The sequence below is a fragment of the Priestia koreensis genome (assembly GCF_001274935.1).
GTDB classification, from domain to species: Bacteria; Bacillota; Bacilli; order Bacillales; family Bacillaceae_H; genus Bacillus_AG; species Bacillus_AG koreensis.
On record NZ_LILC01000013.1, the window covers coordinates 348,891 to 363,399 of the forward strand.

Consider the following 14,509-nt stretch of genomic DNA (forward strand, 5'->3'; position numbering starts at 1 on the left):
CCTTTTTTGAAATGGTGAAATTGTCCTTCATTATACCACAAAAAAAGAGAACATTTTTTCACAAATGTTCTCCTCATGGCTATTGTATTAGTAAAGGTAGTGTCAAAATCACCGTCGTTCCCCTACCTTCTTCACTTTTTAATTCAATGGTGCCCTCATACCGCTCGATTAAGCGTTTTGCGATCGCAAGTCCAAGACCACTTCCTCCAAGCTCTCTGCTTCTTGCCTTATCGACACGGTAAAAGCGCTGAAAAACGTGAGCGATCTCATCAGCTGGTATTCCAACTCCGTAATCTTTTACCTCCACTCGGACATCGTATGTTCCTTTAAAGAGATGTACTTCAATTTCACGATGATCGCTCGTGTACTTAACCGCATTATCAAGCAGGATAAGCAGCAGCTGCGTGTAGTGATGCTCAGAAATTGCGGCAAAAATCGTTCCTTGATCTTGCGCCTCAAGATGGATAAAAAATCGCGGATGAATGGTCGCAAATCGCTGCACAACCTGCTCGGAGACTTCAAAAATATCCACCATTTCTTCCTTTGGCGTACGAGTTTGTTCGGCTCTCGAAAGCTCTAACAGCTCCACAACCAAGTGTTTCAGACGAGCTGTTTCTGAAAGAGCCGCATCCAGTGACTCTTCTAATATGGTAGGATCATTTTTCCCCCATCGCTTTAATAGGCGTAAATGCCCTTCTAATACAGCAATAGGCGTTCGAAGCTCGTGTGAGGCATCCTCAACAAACTGCTTTTGCTGTGTAAAAGATGATTCAATATCGTCCATCATTTCGTTAAAAATATTCGTAAGCTCCGTTATCTCGTCACCAGACCGTGCCGGCTTCATCCGCTGCTGAAATCCTTTTTGTTTGATCCCCCGCATCGTTTCTGATAATTCTTTCACGGGCTGTAAAAGTTGCTTTGAAATCACCATTCCTAAAATCGCACTAACAATAATCGCGCCAATGCCAAAAAACGTCATCATCACGAACAGTGCTTCTGTCATTCGATTAAAGCGATTTAATTCGCGTGTAATTTCAACTGTTCCTCTGAAGTCCCCAATCGTAATCGGCCCTTTAAGTGACACAATTTCCCGATTGTCTTCTTCGTATTTTTGCCACGTTTGTTTCTTTTCACTAGAAGCAGGAACTTCAATAACAGGCGTAAACTGATTGTTAACATCAGCAATTTTACGCCCGTCCTCGTCCATAATCCGAATGCGCTGATGCTCTTGATTAAAATTCTCCAAAACACCTTTATTACGCGTAATTTCAGCTTGAACATCTTTCTTCTTTCCAGCAGCATAATAGCTTTTAATCTCCTTATACGTGTGGCTCATGGACTCTTGCTCTTCCCGGTAAAGCCACTTTGATACAAGGTGATACTGTGAAATCGTAAACAAAAAGAAGGCGACAAAAATTAACAGAGATGAAATGAGGACAAGTTTCCATCTTAATGATAACTGCTTATATCTGTTCATTCTCTCATCACATAACCCATTCCTCTCACCGTTTCAATATGACTTGGCTCACCTTTTCGATCTACTTTGTTTCGTAAATATTTTACGTATACGTCTACAACGTTTGTTTCCACCTCTGTATCGTATCCCCACACGCGTTCAAGCAGTAGGTCTCTTGTGAGCACAACGTTTTTGTTTTCCATAAACGTCACGAGCAAATCATATTCTCGCTTCGTCACGTTGATAATTTCACCGTCTCTCTTCACTAACCGCGAATCTTCCTCTACGACTAGATCTTTATACTGATAGCGATGACCGCTCTTTCCATGATCCTGATGCTCTAATCGTCGAAACAAAGAGCGGATGCGTGCGAGCAGTTCCTCAATCGCAAACGGCTTTACCAAGTAGTCATCTGCACCGCTATCTAGTCCTGAAACGCGATCAATCACGCTATCACGTGCAGTTAGCATAATAATGGGCGTATCCTTCAACGCACGAACTCGTCTACAAACTTCAAGTCCATTTAAACCTGGAAGCATAATATCAAGTAAAATTAAATCCCACTCGTTATTGAGGGCGACCTCTACACCTGTTCTGCCATCGTATTCTACAGAAACATCATAGCCCTCGTATTTACATTCAAGCTCAATGAAGCGCGCTAAATTTTTTTCATCTTCAATTATTAAAATCTTTTTCATCCTTATCACCTGCTATATTCGATTCTTTCCTCTATTATAAACAAAATGAGCGGAATACCGTATACATGAGCGACAGACTGCGATAAAAATCATCGAACAATAGCTTTAGGTATATCATCTACTTTTTTTGATTATATGACTCTATTTCATCTTCCCCTTCTAGATCGAAAAGAAAACCGTCAGCGATCGTGACGGTTTTTTCCCTTATTGTTTATGTGAAAATAGGTTCAAAAAAGCATGCACAATTTCGACTGACTGGAACGCAATTAATGAAAGAGCTGTAATAGAGAAAAATGCAACAGGTACTAACCGAATCCAAAAAAGCATCTTGATCTCCTCCTTATCAGTACTTTGTTTAGTGCTGTTCTTGTAACGTCAAGTACGTATGATGCTTATGTCCATCTCTATAGTAAGTAACTTCAGCCTTTTCACCCACTTGCTTGTGTTCATACAAGTAGCTGCGTAAATCAGCTACGCTACTAATTGCTTCATTATCGACCTTCGTGACCACGTCATACGGTTTGAGTCCTGCACGTGAAGCAGGTGATCCGTCTTCTACCGTTTCAATGACGATTCCTTTTCGTACACTTTCAGGAAGTTTTAAGGCCGACTCCGCTTGATCAAGCGAAATTTCATCGAGCGATCGTGACGCAATCCCAATATATGGGCGTTTCACTTTTCCGTACTTTTCTAAATCCTCAACAACCGGTACCGCAGATGAAATGGGAATGGAAAAGCCAATCCCTTCTACTTCCGCTTGAGCAATTTTCATGGAATTGATCCCAACTACCTGACCCTCGATGTTAATGAGCGCACCACCACTGTTTCCCGGGTTAATCGCCGCATCCGTTTGAATCACATCTGCTTCCCAATCGTCTTGACCATCACCGTTAATATCAACAGGAACGGTTCGTTTCAACCCGCTTACGATCCCTTTTGTCACAGACCCTGAAAACTCTGCCCCAAGCGGGTTTCCGATCGCAACAACAGGCTCTCCAAGCTTGAGCGAATCTGAATGTCCTAATTCCGCCACTTTATGAATCTGACTTCCATCTACTCTCAGAACGGCTAAATCCATAAAAGGATCTGTTCCTAGCAGCTTGACGGGAATTTTTTTTCCGTTTCGCAAGCTGATCTCTAATTTCTTCGCACCAGATACAACATGATTGTTTGTGATGACGTATGCATAGCTTCCGCTTTTTTTATAAATGACGCCGGAACCGCTACTTGCCTCACTAAGCTCATTGCTTAAATCAGCTGTTTGATAATTCGAGACACCTACGACTGCATCAGCTGCTTTGTTCACTGCATTCGTCACATCAGATGACTCGTGAACTTCTACAGACTTCGTCGTGGCTGCCGATACGGAGTGTTCCTTGACGGATAGAACGTTTGGTTTTGATAAATAGACAAGCGTTCCTCCTACTGAAGCAGCGCCGAAACATGCCCCTAAAAATGCAGGAAGAATTTTTTTGGCTACGCTTCTTTTTTTGCTTGAATGATCATCATAATATCCCATTTTTCGTTCAGACCTTTCCTTACAAGAATGAATGTAACTCCATTCTACAAACCAATGGTTAAAACGACATGTAAGAAAGATTAAAATTCCATTAGAAATTTTCAGAAAAATAAAAAAAGGGGTTCAACAAACATGTTGAACCTCCATTTCTTACATTCCAACCGATCGTTTGCTCCACTTAGGCTGATGATTCACCATAAACTTCGTGTGAGACAAGGAGAAAATCACCGATCCAATCCAAATGCATGAAAAAGCAATCATATGAACGTACGTGAAATGCTCATGATAAACAAAAACACCTAGCAACAAGGAAAGCGTTGGAGCGATATACTGTAAAAACCCAATCATCGAAAGTGGAATCAGCTTGGCTCCCTTTGCAAAATAAAGTAACGGAATGGCCGTCGCTACTCCTCCTCCTACCATAAGCAAGCTTGTTACGATGGAATCCGTTGTTCCAAAGCTTGAGTGACCTTGTACACTCAAAACAACAATATAAACAAGAGCAAGCGGTGTCACCATCATTGTTTCTAGCGTCAGACCAATTTCCGCTTCAAACGAGATCATTTTTTTCGCTAGTCCATACAATCCAAAGCTAAACGCTAGTGCCAGTGAAACCCATGGGAAATGACCGTAGTTAAACGTTAGGAAAACAACGCCTGCAGCCGCTACAAGGACCGCCGCCCCTTGCCAAAAATTCAGCTTCTCTTTTAACACAATAATGCCTAGTAAAATACTAATAAGCGGATTGATATAGTAGCCAAGACTCGCTTCAATAATGTGATTTTGATTAACAGCCCAGATGTAGATGCCCCAGTTAGCGCTAATAAGCAGCGAAGCTACCACAAGCATCACGAACTGCTTTGGTTTATGTAACAACTGCTTAAAGGTTGTAAAAAAGGCGCGTACTTTACGATTCACCAATAAGAGAACAATCATGAATACAAATGACCAAATAACACGGTGTGCTAAAATTTCTCCAGAAGGCACACCTGAAAGCAACTTCCAATAAAGAGGGAAAATCCCCCATAGTAAATACGCGATGGCTGTATAAATTACTCCAGCGCTTTGATCGCTTCCTTTTTTCATTTTGTTTCCTCGCTATCTATTAAGAACTTCCCTTATCATACAAGAAAACACCTTGTCTTCACAAGATGTTTTCTTACATGAACTATTAAGTGACTAAAAAATTTATTTCACTCGGTTATGCGTCTGCTTTTTTACCTGTACGAAACACTTTCGCACTGCGAATGTACTCAACATCTTTTACGCCTTCTCGTGCATTCACGACGCGTGCCGCTGCAAAGAAATAGTCAGATAAGCGATTTAAATAATGAAGAACCTGCTCATTAATTTTATGCTCTTTTTGAACCGTCACAACAAGACGCTCACATCGTCTCGCAATCGTTCGACAAATATGTAAGGACGCAGCTGCCCCTGTCCCTCCAGGTAAAATGAAGCGTTCAATCTCTGGCGCTTCTTTCATATAAGCATCAATGCTTTTTTCTAATGCTTTTACCATGTCTTCATTTACTTTGTAAGGATGATCTTCTCTTGCAAAAGCGAGATCACTTCCACAGTCGAACAGCTCATGCTGAATGTTCAAGAGTTCCTCCGCTAGTTCGTTTTGGTTTGCTAATTGCTGAACGGCTTGCCCAACAAAACTATTCAATTCATCAATAGAGCCGTATGCGTCTACACGCACATCATCTTTATAGACACGACCTCCAATTAAGCTCGTCTGTCCTTTGTCACCTGTTTTTGTATAAATGTTCATGTTAACTCCTCCTTTAATCGTTGCGGAATGCCATACCAGATTTGATCAACAATCGCCGCTTTTTCTGTTAAGTATTGATAAATATATCCACACGCATCGCGAAAAGAACGGTCTTGTTCATTCATTGGAACGATTCCTTTTCCTACCTCTGTTCCAATGACGACAACGGTTCCATTTGTTTCCTGTTCCCATTCCATCCATGTGTCAATACGCTTTTGAAATCGTTCGCACACGGCGTCGATCTGTTCGTTTTCAAGAATATATTCTCTGATCCACCGTTCAATTCCTTCTATTGCAATGACTTTGTCACCAGGTAGCTTCTCCGGTAGCGAATCCTTTTTATACGCTGAATACCAGGTCAAATGGTCATATTCTTTTTTGACCCATTCATGCTTTCCATTAAATGCTCCACCTAAAATAAAATGCACTGCGTTCACTCCTCACTATGTACAAAAAACGGTTCAACAGAAAACGTGTTTTCATCTGTTTCCTGTCCAATCAGCCTGATCCCATCACCGGGAGCGACATTCCAATCAAAAAATGCGGTACCCGAACATGTTGAGGCAACGAGGCGAATCGGCCCTCCGTGCGTAACGATGACTAAATTTCTTCCGCCATTCATTTTCAATTTTGCCACACTTTCATGAAAGGCGCGCCAAATTCGCTCGCTAAATGTGCTAAATAACTCACCGTCTTCAACCGGTGCGTGAAAAGGATCATTCAACCAGTTTTGATAAGCCGTTTGCTCTTTTAATTCATTATACGTTTTTTCTTCCCAAGCGCCAAAATTCATTTCGCGCCATTTTTCAGACGCTACGTACAAATGGTTTGGAAGCAATAGCTTGGACGTCTCTTTGCAGCGTGTTAGATCGCTCCCAACTACCAAGTCAACTTTTTCCGTATAGGGACGAATTCGCTTTTCTTCCGATATTAATAGCGGAGGGTCCGACCACCCAATGTACTGTTTTTTTTGATTATTTTCGGTTAAGCCGTGACGAATAAGTGTAATAACCATAGGCTGATCCATGTGAGTGTGACCCCTCCTTCCACGGTCGTACCAATCATATCCCCCGTGATCCCCCCAAACTGCTTACGGCACCAGGAGATGAATGTAATGGTCCATAAAATAAGCGTTATAACGACTGACAGCCATAAATGAACGACACAAGCGTACACAGTAAAGAGAACGGTAATAACGATGTATATGACCGAAATTCGCTTCGTAAATCCTTGTTTAAAATACGCAGCAAGCCCCGTATCTTTTGCAAGCGGCGACACCCTTAGCACCCATCCAGCAGATAAACGCGGCAGAGAAGAAACGACCATCCACATAGAGATCGGCACCTCTTTGATAAGGAGCAGTTCATGAATGGCCATCCACCTCAAGCTCAGTAAAAAGAGAAGCGAAAGAACCGCGAAGGCCCCTATGTTTGGGTCACTTAAAATTTCTAAGCGCTTCTCCTTTGGCCGTCTTGAAAAATACGCATCGCTTACATCCATCCACCCGTCTAAATGGAGACCACCCGTCAAAGCAATTGGCAACAGAACAAGCAGCATCGACTGTACAGCTACACTAATCGAAAGCTCACTCATTCCTCTGAAAAGACCGTACTCACACAATCCGATTACAAGTCCGATAAATGGAAAGACGAGAATCGAAGAGGCAACACGGCGTTCGGTCCATTCGACTGTTTTAGCAACAGGGAGAATCGTAAAGAACTGTAGTGAAATACGAATGACGTTTACTAGTTCCCTCACAGCACGACATCCCCTTTTTTTACCTTAAATAGACCGTACTCCATCACCCCTGCTGTACTAGACTCCTCTACGAGAAATTGATGAAAGGAACCTAGTAGTCTCATGTATACCTCTGTCGCTTCGTCCGGTACGTCTCCTTCAAATAATTCATTCGAAACAACCACCACCTCTTTTACAGACGATTTTATTGCGAGAAGATCCTGCTTCATTTTTTCTACGATTGACTGACATAATTGATGATCCTCCCAGCTTTGTGCATCAATAAACAGCTCATTCGCCATCCAGTTCGTTGCACAGTCTACTAAGACGACATCCGTCTTCTTTAGCTTTGGGAGAAGCGTATGAAAGTTGTTTACTTGTTCAACTGTCACCCACGGTTGTTTTGCACCCCTTCTCGCTTTTTGATGTAGATTAACACGCTCTCTCATTTCACCGTCGGTTATACGACTTGTCGCAATATAGACGTGTCGTTCACCTTCCGATCTTTGAACAAGTTCTTCCGCTTTTTTGGACTTTCCGCTGCGTACTCCTCCACTAACAAAGATCACGCTGTGCCATCCCTTCGCGAAATACCGCAAGTAATCTCTCATTCTCATTTCTCGTTTTGACAGCCAGACGCATGTAGCGCCCGTCTAACCCTTGAAAGTTTTCCGTATGACGAACAATCACACCTGCTGCTGCGAGATAAGAAATCCACTCCCGTCCGTTCCATCCTTTTGGAATTTCACATAAATAATAGTTTGTGAACGATGGATAGGTTCTCAAGCCTAGTGCATGAAGCTCCTTTTGCACCCACTCCCGCTCCTGACCAACAAATTGGACGGTTTCGCGAACAAATTCGTCATTTTCTAAGCAAACTTCACCAACCTGTTGGGCAACACCGTTTACGCTCCACGGTGGTTGTTTCATAGAAAGAGCTGTGATAAGAGAAGGTGCCGCAAGAATATAGCCTAAGCGAATGCCTGCGATATGAAACATTTTGGTCATGGAGCGAACAATAATGACGGGATAATCGTTTACGTAAGGCTCAAAGCGCATCGCTCTCTCTGTAAAATCAAAAAACGCTTCGTCAATCACAACCGTAACGTCGTGTTGCTTGGCTTTTTGAAGCAGAAGCTCCCACTGCTCGTTTGGGTACAGCATTCCGGTTGGATTATTAGGGTGGCAGATCCAGACGATGTCCATAGACGGCATCAGATCCATTAATTCCTCAAATGGCCACGTCCAATTTCCCTCTTCTTTTAGCTGCAAAGAGTGCACCTCACATTGAAACGCCTCACAAGCCTCTTGGTATTCAACAAACGTAGGCTGAAGCAGCAAAGCTTTTTTCCCAGCAAAATGCGCGGCGATGAGAAAAAAAGCTTCCGCCGCTCCGTTTGTAACGAGGACTTGACGGGACGAAACGCCATACGCTTCCCCAAGCTTTTGCCGAAGAGCGGTTACGTTTGGATCCGGATAATTCATCATCAGATTCTGAAGCTGAAGGCTATGCTGATCTAAAATACTTCCAAGCGGATTTGTGTTCACGCTAAAGTCCACTACATCTTTTTCGGTACGAACGCCTAATTTTTCTAAAAAGTAATGAGGATTAGCCCCATGGGTAGGTAATGACAATAATGACGCCTCCTATAACACATAATAAAAACCAATACGCAAAAACCGTTCTCCTCATCACAGCTACCGATTGTTTGATGTGTGCACTTGTTAACGGCTGTTTTGCATCACCGATTTCTGGACGATGAGACGGTATGCCTTTATACATATTTAGGCCACCAAGACGAATACCAAGAAGAGCCGCCATGGCACTTTCTCCGTAGCCGCTATTTGGGCTTGGGTGTTTTCTTGCATCTCGTTTCATTAATTGCCAAAGCGCTCGAAACGACAGATGATCATACGACCGATTTGCGATTAGCATAGCAAACGCAGTCAGTCTACTAGGTACATAGTTTAAAAGATCATCTGTTTTTGCGCTTGCATAGCCAAATTCTCCGTAACAATCGTTTTTATATCCAACCATCGAGTCACACGTATTAATGGCTCGGTAAAAAAGTGCGAGCGGAGCGCCTCCTATCAAGGCAAACAGTAAAGGAGCGGTAATCCCATCGCTTGTATTTTCAGCAACTGTTTCAACCGTTGCCCGGGCAATTTCACCTTCGTTAAGCTGATCCGTATCCCGTCCCACAATCATTCCGACTTCGTACCTAGCACGCTCTATTTCTCCCTCTGTCAGCGGACGTAATACCTTAATCGCTGCATCCGCTAACGACTTAGTTGCAATTGTTGGGGCGATAAGCAACGCCTCCACTGCAACTCCGATATAGGGATGAACATGATAAGCGGTATAAACGACCATGCCCCCTATCCCAATCGTCCAAACAAGCATCGATAGTACGACGACAAATCCTTTTCTTTGCCTACCGTTTCCTCTATTTAAACGCTTCTCGAGAAACGCAATCCAATTGCCAAACCATCGAACAGGATGCGGCCAATGTTCGGGATCTCCGATGATCATATCCAGCACGAGTGCGCCTGTCATGGCCACAAGATGATAAATGATGAACATACTAATCTGTGTTACATCCATCGACGCTCTTCCTTTCTTCGCTCGTACTTTTGAAGAGCATCAAGTAAGCTCACTTGCACAAGCTTTCCGATACCCTGACCAAGAGCTGTCAATGATCCTCCGTATTCACAGTGCTTCCCTGTTTGACTTGCCGCAATACAAATGCTATCTGTAGACGTCCCTGTCGCCTTCGTTTTTGAAACCGCATCAAGAACACTCAAATCGCCGAGCGTTTTTGTTTTTGCTTCCGTCGCTGCCTGAATGCCGTGTAAAAAGGCTGAGTCTGTTAAGTTTCCATCTACATAAAAGAACATATTAATCGTTCCTGGCGCTGCATCGTAAGGTGTCCGCATGCCAGATACGATATCTACTGCGTTTCCCACCCCTGCAGTTATAACAGCCGTGATGGTTAATCCATGATCATTGTATGTATAAACAGCTCTGTCACAAAGAAAGACGGACGTCATAAGCCCGACCACTTCATCATAACTGTACTTATTTTCTTGTAAGAATGTTTGATATTCAATAGAAGGATCGTCACAGCGGTACTTCTTATCGACATATCGATTATAAAACGTATCTGTTACCGTCATCCCACCGCCCAGCACGCCAGAACTGTAGCTTTTGAAGAGGTGCGGTGTTTTCATCACTAATAAGGAAGCCGCTTCATCTTCCTTTATATACAAAAAGGGGCTACCTCCTTTTCGGATTGTAGCCGTTTCTTTTTGTTCATTCATCTCATTTATATACATCTGGATAGACGGCTTTCGCAATTTCCTTTAGCCCTTCTGCTAAACGAGGTCCTGGTCTCGTTACAAGGTCACCGTCTACATCCGTAACGGCTTTATCTTTAACAGCCGTTACGTTCTTCCATGCCGGACGACTCAACAGCTGCTCAACTGCCCCTTTTGTATTAGCGCCATAAGTCGTAATAATCGCATCTGGATTAAGCTGAACGGCTTTTTCTTCGGATAGCTTGACCCAGCCCTCTTGATCACCGGCTACGTTATCAGCACCAATCGTAGACAGCATTTCATCCATGAATGTTCCTTTACCAGTTGTGTAGATTTCAGGTGGACCTGAAACTTCTACCCACACTTTTTTACGATCTTCTTTTTTAATCGATGACGCTTTGTCTTTAACATCCTTCACATCTTGCTTCATATCATCCACAATGTTACTTGCTTCTTTTTCTTTCCCTGTCAGCTCACCAACCGTTTCGATTGTATCGTACACTTGATCAAAGCTTTTCGCTTCTTCCACGACAAATACAGGAACACCTGCATCCCCAAGCTGCTTGTAGGCTTCACCAGACATCCCCATGCTAGAACCTTGTGCAAGAACGAGGTCAGGCTGCATAGAAATGATTTTCTCGACGTTGACGTTCATGTCCCCTACTTTTTCTTTCTTTGTTGCCGCTTCTGGATATGTATCATTTGTTGTTACACCAGCTACTTCTTTATCTAAACCAAGAGCAAATAAAATCTCCGTATTACTTGGCATTAGCGATATAATTTTCGTCGGCTTCTTCTTTAACGTGATTTCATTTCCAGCAGCATCCTTTTTTGTAAGTGGAAAGGCTTGCTCCTGTTTTTGATCTCCACTGTCTTTCTTCGGTGATGCATCTTGTCCACTATTTCCACATGCCGCTAAAAACGCGACGAGGAATAGAGCAAGAGCATACACTTTGAACTTCTTGAACATTCGGTTTCCTCCTCAACATAAAAAAACTTTGCTTCAATAAAAGCAAAGTCGGCGTGAAACATCATCTTATTTTGTTACGGTTAACACAAAGACGTCTCAATACCGCTTCACCTTTCCTCGAAGGCTACACAGATTTCAATAAGGCAGGTCTCCTGACTCGCATACAATTTCAACACTACGCCTTCCCATCTTTTTGGACAGTGGCTTTTGCAGTGTATATATGCTTACAGTGGCGGGACCGTGCTGGAATTTCACCAAGCTTCCCTTTTCACCTCAAACTTGATTGAGGACCTTATCGACTATGTATGTAATTTCCTTTCTCAGTATAGCTCATATGAAGGAAAATGGGAATATGTGATTACAACCAAAATAGAAAGTCAGCCCTTCTTACAAAGAAGTAGAGAAGAAAAGAAGCGTATGATACAGTGAATGCATCATATGTCCCTTCCAAATATATGGTGCCACAACTTATGAAGCGTCTCTGTTTGTCCATAGCGTTCAAATAGAGGCCTATTTTTTTATTTTGTCATTGTGTCGTATCGCTTACCTGCTTCGCTTGTTCTCGCGCTTTCTTGGCTTCTGTTAGTACCTTTTCCTGTTTTGCGATTTTATTGTTGTACACGTTCATGGCGCTGTTTAAATCTTTTTTATTACTCTGAATGAGTTTTTCGACTCGATCAATTTTCTTATCCGTTGACGAATCTTCCACCTATACTTTATAGTCCTAACAACGATCGATCTTTCTTCATGCCAATAGTAAAAGTATGAAAACCATGCTTTTGATAATAGGATTCAAGCTTTTCGTCACAAAAGAGTTGCGGAATGACCCTATGTTGTTCGCAGTACGTAACGATTTTTTCCATGATCTTTTGACCAATCCCTCTTTTTTGATAGGCAGGTGCGACTCCTACTCCACAGATTGTTCCTGTAATAACACCGTCTGAGATGACTCTACCTGTCCCTACTAACACCCCTTCATCAAAGGCATAGACGACATACCAGCTTTGCTTGCACATTGCTTCTAGCTCTGCTACGGTCAGATGCAAAGAATTCCAGCCTAAATCTTCATATAATTTTTCAAGCTGCGCAAAATCATCTGGATGTTCAGCAGTCATGATAATTTCTTTTTTCACCGTTCAACCTCTTCTCAACGTTTTACATACCCAATTCGCTAGAACATAAAAAAAGCCTGCTTTCTCTTTAAAGAGAAAGCAGGCTTTTCACGATTACTTCACTGTATTTAAAAATTCTTTTATTGCTTCAGGTGTTTTTGCGTTTGCACTGTGTAGGTGTGCAAGCTTCTCACCGTTTCGGTACACAAGTAGTGATGGAATTCCCATTACTTGATTTTCCTCTGATAGAGCTTCGAATTCGTCCTTATCGACTTTGAACCAAGCTTTGTCTTTGTTTTCTTCTAGCACTTCGTCAATGAACATGTCCAAACGTTTGCAATCTGGGCACCATGTTGTTGTAAAAATTCCTACGCTAAGCTCGTCCTTTTGGATTTGCTCGCGAAATTCAGATTCTGCTGTAATTTGTTTCATGTAAAATCCTCCTCGTCATTCTTCTACTTGCGATTATACAAGAAAAGCGGTATAGATTGGGCAAATTTGCTCAAAAAAACCGAAAGAATACAAAAAGACTTACGACTCTTCTTCGTTTTTTACGAAAAAGAGTCGTAAGCCGCTTATCGCTCGCTATTTTATCGTGGTCTCAGCTGCTTTTTTATACGCACCGCTGCCGATTTTTAATGCTGTATGATACAAAAGCTCTGTTCCAAGGGCAATATCGGCATAGGTAGAAAATTCATCTGGATGATGACTAATACCGTCCTTGCAGCGAATAAAAATCATGCCGTAGTCACATACCTCTGAAAAGGTGATCGCATCATGAAACGGGCCGCTCATAATCTCAGGTGCTGTCACGTTCATTTTCTTCGCTTCTTCACGCATTGCATCTTTAATCCAATCGGCACAATATTTCGGATCGCTGCGCGTATCTTCTGAAACATCATAAGTGAGATGATGCTTTTGACAGACGTCTTTTATTTTTGCCATGATGATTTCTTCACACTCATTTCGGCGTTCGAGGTCAATATCCCGCAAATCCACCGTGAACGTTACTTTTTCCGGAATGATGTTTCGTGAGTCTGGAAATACCCTCAGACTCCCAACAGAGCCAATCGTTTTAGCCTCAGGGTCTCGTGTGACCGTTTCACGAATAGCTCCGACGATTTCAGCAGCTCCTACTAGCGCATCTTGACGAAGAGACATCGGAACGGAACCCGTATGCCCTGCTTTCCCTTCTAACGTAACGGTAAGCCATAGCGGCCCAGAAATTCCTGTTACGATCCCAATCGGTTCATTTGACTTATCTAAAATGGGTCCCTGTTCAATATGTAACTCTAAAAAGGCGAGTAGGTCTTGTGCTTTATATACCCCTTCATACGAAATGTCTAAAGGATTAACCCCAAACTCTTGTAGCGCTTCTCTTCTCGTCATACCGTTTTTATCCTGCCGCTCCAAGTCATCTTTTTTAAGCATTCCAAGCAAGCCCTTTGAACCAAATAATCCTTTCGCAAAGCGCGATCCTTCTTCATCAGAAAAGCAAATGAGATGAAAACCGTGAACCAAGCGCTGATCGTTTTCTTTTAACGTTTGAGCAACTTCTAAGGCTGCCACACACCCTGCCGCCCCGTCAAATCTTCCACCGTACGGCTGTGAATCTAGATGCGATCCTATTACGAGGAGAGGCGCACTTGGATCCGTTCCCTGAAGCTTTCCAACAAGGTTTCCAAAGCAGTCAATTTCCGTTTCAAAGCCTGCCTCATCCATCCACGTGCGAAATAAATCGACCGCCTCACGATCTTCCTTCGAATGGGCAAGCCTGCATACACCCGTCTCGCCAATTTTCCCAATTACAGCAAGCTGTTCAAGTCTATTTTGAATTCGATTTTGGTTCACTAACATTCCATTTACCTCCATTCACTACGTTTATAGTTCTATCTTGACGAAACGAAGGCCCTCCTGCAATACAC

18 protein-coding genes and 1 riboswitch are annotated in these 14,509 nt (G+C 42.7%); all 18 genes read right to left on the reverse strand.

All coding sequences use genetic code 11. The annotated features are described in order from the left end of the window. Positions 1 to 79: 79 nt before the first annotated feature. The 18 genes from AMD01_RS10920 to AMD01_RS11000 all read right to left on the reverse strand — a co-directional run bounded on the left by AMD01_RS10920 (position 80) and on the right by AMD01_RS11000 (position 14,441). A complete protein-coding gene (locus tag AMD01_RS10920; protein ID WP_053401435.1) occupies positions 80 to 1,477 on the reverse strand; it encodes a HAMP domain-containing sensor histidine kinase in 1,398 nt (465 codons plus the stop codon). Then, the gene (locus AMD01_RS10925) at positions 1,474 to 2,154 is read right to left on the reverse strand and encodes a response regulator transcription factor (RefSeq protein WP_053401436.1); all 681 of its coding nucleotides are present in this window, start codon (positions 2,152 to 2,154) and stop codon (positions 1,474 to 1,476) included. Before AMD01_RS10925 ends, AMD01_RS10920 begins: the two co-directional genes overlap by 4 nt. 204 nt (positions 2,155 to 2,358) lie before the next feature. Further along, complete coding sequence (locus tag AMD01_RS24925; RefSeq protein ID WP_277933914.1) at positions 2,359 to 2,481, reverse strand: hypothetical protein; 123 nt, start codon at positions 2,479 to 2,481, stop codon at positions 2,359 to 2,361. A 28-nt stretch (positions 2,482 to 2,509) separates the two neighbouring features. Further along, a complete protein-coding gene (locus AMD01_RS10930; RefSeq protein ID WP_053401437.1) occupies positions 2,510 to 3,673 on the reverse strand; it encodes a S1C family serine protease in 1,164 nt (387 codons plus the stop codon). 150 nt (positions 3,674 to 3,823) lie between these two features. Further along, complete coding sequence (rarD, locus tag AMD01_RS10935; protein WP_053401438.1) at positions 3,824 to 4,759, reverse strand: EamA family transporter RarD; 936 nt, start codon at positions 4,757 to 4,759, stop codon at positions 3,824 to 3,826. 115 nt (positions 4,760 to 4,874) lie between these two features. Continuing rightward, complete coding sequence (locus tag AMD01_RS10940; RefSeq protein WP_053401439.1) at positions 4,875 to 5,447, reverse strand: cob(I)yrinic acid a,c-diamide adenosyltransferase; 573 nt, start codon at positions 5,445 to 5,447, stop codon at positions 4,875 to 4,877. Then, positions 5,444 to 5,875 carry a bifunctional adenosylcobinamide kinase/adenosylcobinamide-phosphate guanylyltransferase gene (locus tag AMD01_RS10945; protein ID WP_053401440.1) on the reverse strand — a complete coding sequence of 144 codons (432 nt, stop codon included), beginning with the start codon at positions 5,873 to 5,875 and terminating at the stop codon, positions 5,444 to 5,446. The genes AMD01_RS10940 and AMD01_RS10945 overlap by 4 nt, the downstream gene beginning before the upstream one ends. Before the next feature lie 5 nt (positions 5,876 to 5,880). Then, entirely contained in the window at positions 5,881 to 6,474 is a 594-nt protein-coding gene (locus tag AMD01_RS10950; protein WP_053401441.1) for a histidine phosphatase family protein, read from the reverse strand. Next, positions 6,432 to 7,205 carry an adenosylcobinamide-GDP ribazoletransferase gene (gene cobS, locus AMD01_RS10955; RefSeq protein ID WP_053401442.1) on the reverse strand — a complete coding sequence of 258 codons (774 nt, stop codon included), beginning with the start codon at positions 7,203 to 7,205 and terminating at the stop codon, positions 6,432 to 6,434. Before cobS ends, AMD01_RS10950 begins: the two co-directional genes overlap by 43 nt. Further along, positions 7,202 to 7,753: a bifunctional adenosylcobinamide kinase/adenosylcobinamide-phosphate guanylyltransferase gene (locus AMD01_RS10960; protein WP_053401443.1), complete on the reverse strand. Its 552-nt coding sequence runs from the start codon at positions 7,751 to 7,753 to the stop codon at positions 7,202 to 7,204. The genes cobS and AMD01_RS10960 overlap by 4 nt, the downstream gene beginning before the upstream one ends. Further along, complete coding sequence (gene cobD / locus AMD01_RS10965) at positions 7,740 to 8,819, reverse strand: threonine-phosphate decarboxylase CobD (protein WP_053401444.1); 1,080 nt, start codon at positions 8,817 to 8,819, stop codon at positions 7,740 to 7,742. The genes AMD01_RS10960 and cobD overlap by 14 nt, the downstream gene beginning before the upstream one ends. Then, the gene (gene cbiB / locus AMD01_RS10970; RefSeq protein WP_053401445.1) at positions 8,794 to 9,789 is read right to left on the reverse strand and encodes an adenosylcobinamide-phosphate synthase CbiB; all 996 of its coding nucleotides are present in this window, start codon (positions 9,787 to 9,789) and stop codon (positions 8,794 to 8,796) included. Before cbiB ends, cobD begins: the two co-directional genes overlap by 26 nt. Continuing rightward, positions 9,780 to 10,505 carry an adenosylcobinamide amidohydrolase gene (locus tag AMD01_RS10975; protein WP_245638930.1) on the reverse strand — a complete coding sequence of 242 codons (726 nt, stop codon included), beginning with the start codon at positions 10,503 to 10,505 and terminating at the stop codon, positions 9,780 to 9,782. Before AMD01_RS10975 ends, cbiB begins: the two co-directional genes overlap by 10 nt. Position 10,506: 1 nt before the next feature. Beyond that, positions 10,507 to 11,472: an ABC transporter substrate-binding protein gene (locus AMD01_RS10980; protein ID WP_053401446.1), complete on the reverse strand. Its 966-nt coding sequence runs from the start codon at positions 11,470 to 11,472 to the stop codon at positions 10,507 to 10,509. Positions 11,473 to 11,597: 125 nt separating this feature from the next. Then, a riboswitch (cobalamin riboswitch) is annotated at positions 11,598 to 11,782 on the reverse strand. Positions 11,783 to 11,998: 216 nt separating this feature from the next. Next, entirely contained in the window at positions 11,999 to 12,181 is a 183-nt protein-coding gene (locus AMD01_RS10985; protein WP_053401447.1) for a hypothetical protein, read from the reverse strand. 7 nt (positions 12,182 to 12,188) lie between these two features. Continuing rightward, a complete protein-coding gene (locus AMD01_RS10990; protein ID WP_157052722.1) occupies positions 12,189 to 12,587 on the reverse strand; it encodes a GNAT family N-acetyltransferase in 399 nt (132 codons plus the stop codon). Positions 12,588 to 12,698: 111 nt separating this feature from the next. Further along, positions 12,699 to 13,016 carry a thioredoxin family protein gene (locus AMD01_RS10995; RefSeq protein WP_053401449.1) on the reverse strand — a complete coding sequence of 106 codons (318 nt, stop codon included), beginning with the start codon at positions 13,014 to 13,016 and terminating at the stop codon, positions 12,699 to 12,701. A 153-nt stretch (positions 13,017 to 13,169) separates the two neighbouring features. Further along, positions 13,170 to 14,441, reverse strand: a complete 1,272-nt coding sequence (locus tag AMD01_RS11000) for a M20 family metallo-hydrolase (protein ID WP_245638931.1) — start codon at positions 14,439 to 14,441, stop codon at positions 13,170 to 13,172. Positions 14,442 to 14,509: the final 68 nt, after the last annotated feature.

Excerpts from the sequence above, each read along its gene's own strand:
- rarD (WP_053401438.1), bottom strand. The coding sequence starts at position 4,759 with ATGAAAAAAGGAAGCGATCAAAGCGCTGGAGTAATTTATACAGCCATC.
- AMD01_RS10975 (WP_245638930.1), bottom strand. The coding sequence starts at position 10,505 with ATGAATGAACAAAAAGAAACGGCTACAATCCGAAAAGGAGGTAGCCCC.
- cbiB (WP_053401445.1), bottom strand. The coding sequence starts at position 9,789 with ATGGATGTAACACAGATTAGTATGTTCATCATTTATCATCTTGTGGCC.
- AMD01_RS24925 (WP_277933914.1), bottom strand. The coding sequence starts at position 2,481 with ATGCTTTTTTGGATTCGGTTAGTACCTGTTGCATTTTTCTCTATTACA.
- AMD01_RS10940 (WP_053401439.1), bottom strand. The coding sequence starts at position 5,447 with ATGAACATTTATACAAAAACAGGTGACAAAGGACAGACGAGCTTAATT.
- AMD01_RS10980 (WP_053401446.1), bottom strand. The coding sequence starts at position 11,472 with ATGTTCAAGAAGTTCAAAGTGTATGCTCTTGCTCTATTCCTCGTCGCG.
- AMD01_RS10995 (WP_053401449.1), bottom strand. The coding sequence starts at position 13,016 with ATGAAACAAATTACAGCAGAATCTGAATTTCGCGAGCAAATCCAAAAG.
- AMD01_RS10990 (WP_157052722.1), bottom strand. The coding sequence starts at position 12,587 with ATGACTGCTGAACATCCAGATGATTTTGCGCAGCTTGAAAAATTATAT.
- AMD01_RS10925 (WP_053401436.1), bottom strand. The coding sequence starts at position 2,154 with ATGAAAAAGATTTTAATAATTGAAGATGAAAAAAATTTAGCGCGCTTC.
- AMD01_RS10930 (WP_053401437.1), bottom strand. The coding sequence starts at position 3,673 with ATGGGATATTATGATGATCATTCAAGCAAAAAAAGAAGCGTAGCCAAA.
- AMD01_RS11000 (WP_245638931.1), bottom strand. The coding sequence starts at position 14,441 with ATGTTAGTGAACCAAAATCGAATTCAAAATAGACTTGAACAGCTTGCT.
- AMD01_RS10920 (WP_053401435.1), bottom strand. The coding sequence starts at position 1,477 with ATGAACAGATATAAGCAGTTATCATTAAGATGGAAACTTGTCCTCATT.
- AMD01_RS10950 (WP_053401441.1), bottom strand. The coding sequence starts at position 6,474 with ATGGATCAGCCTATGGTTATTACACTTATTCGTCACGGCTTAACCGAA.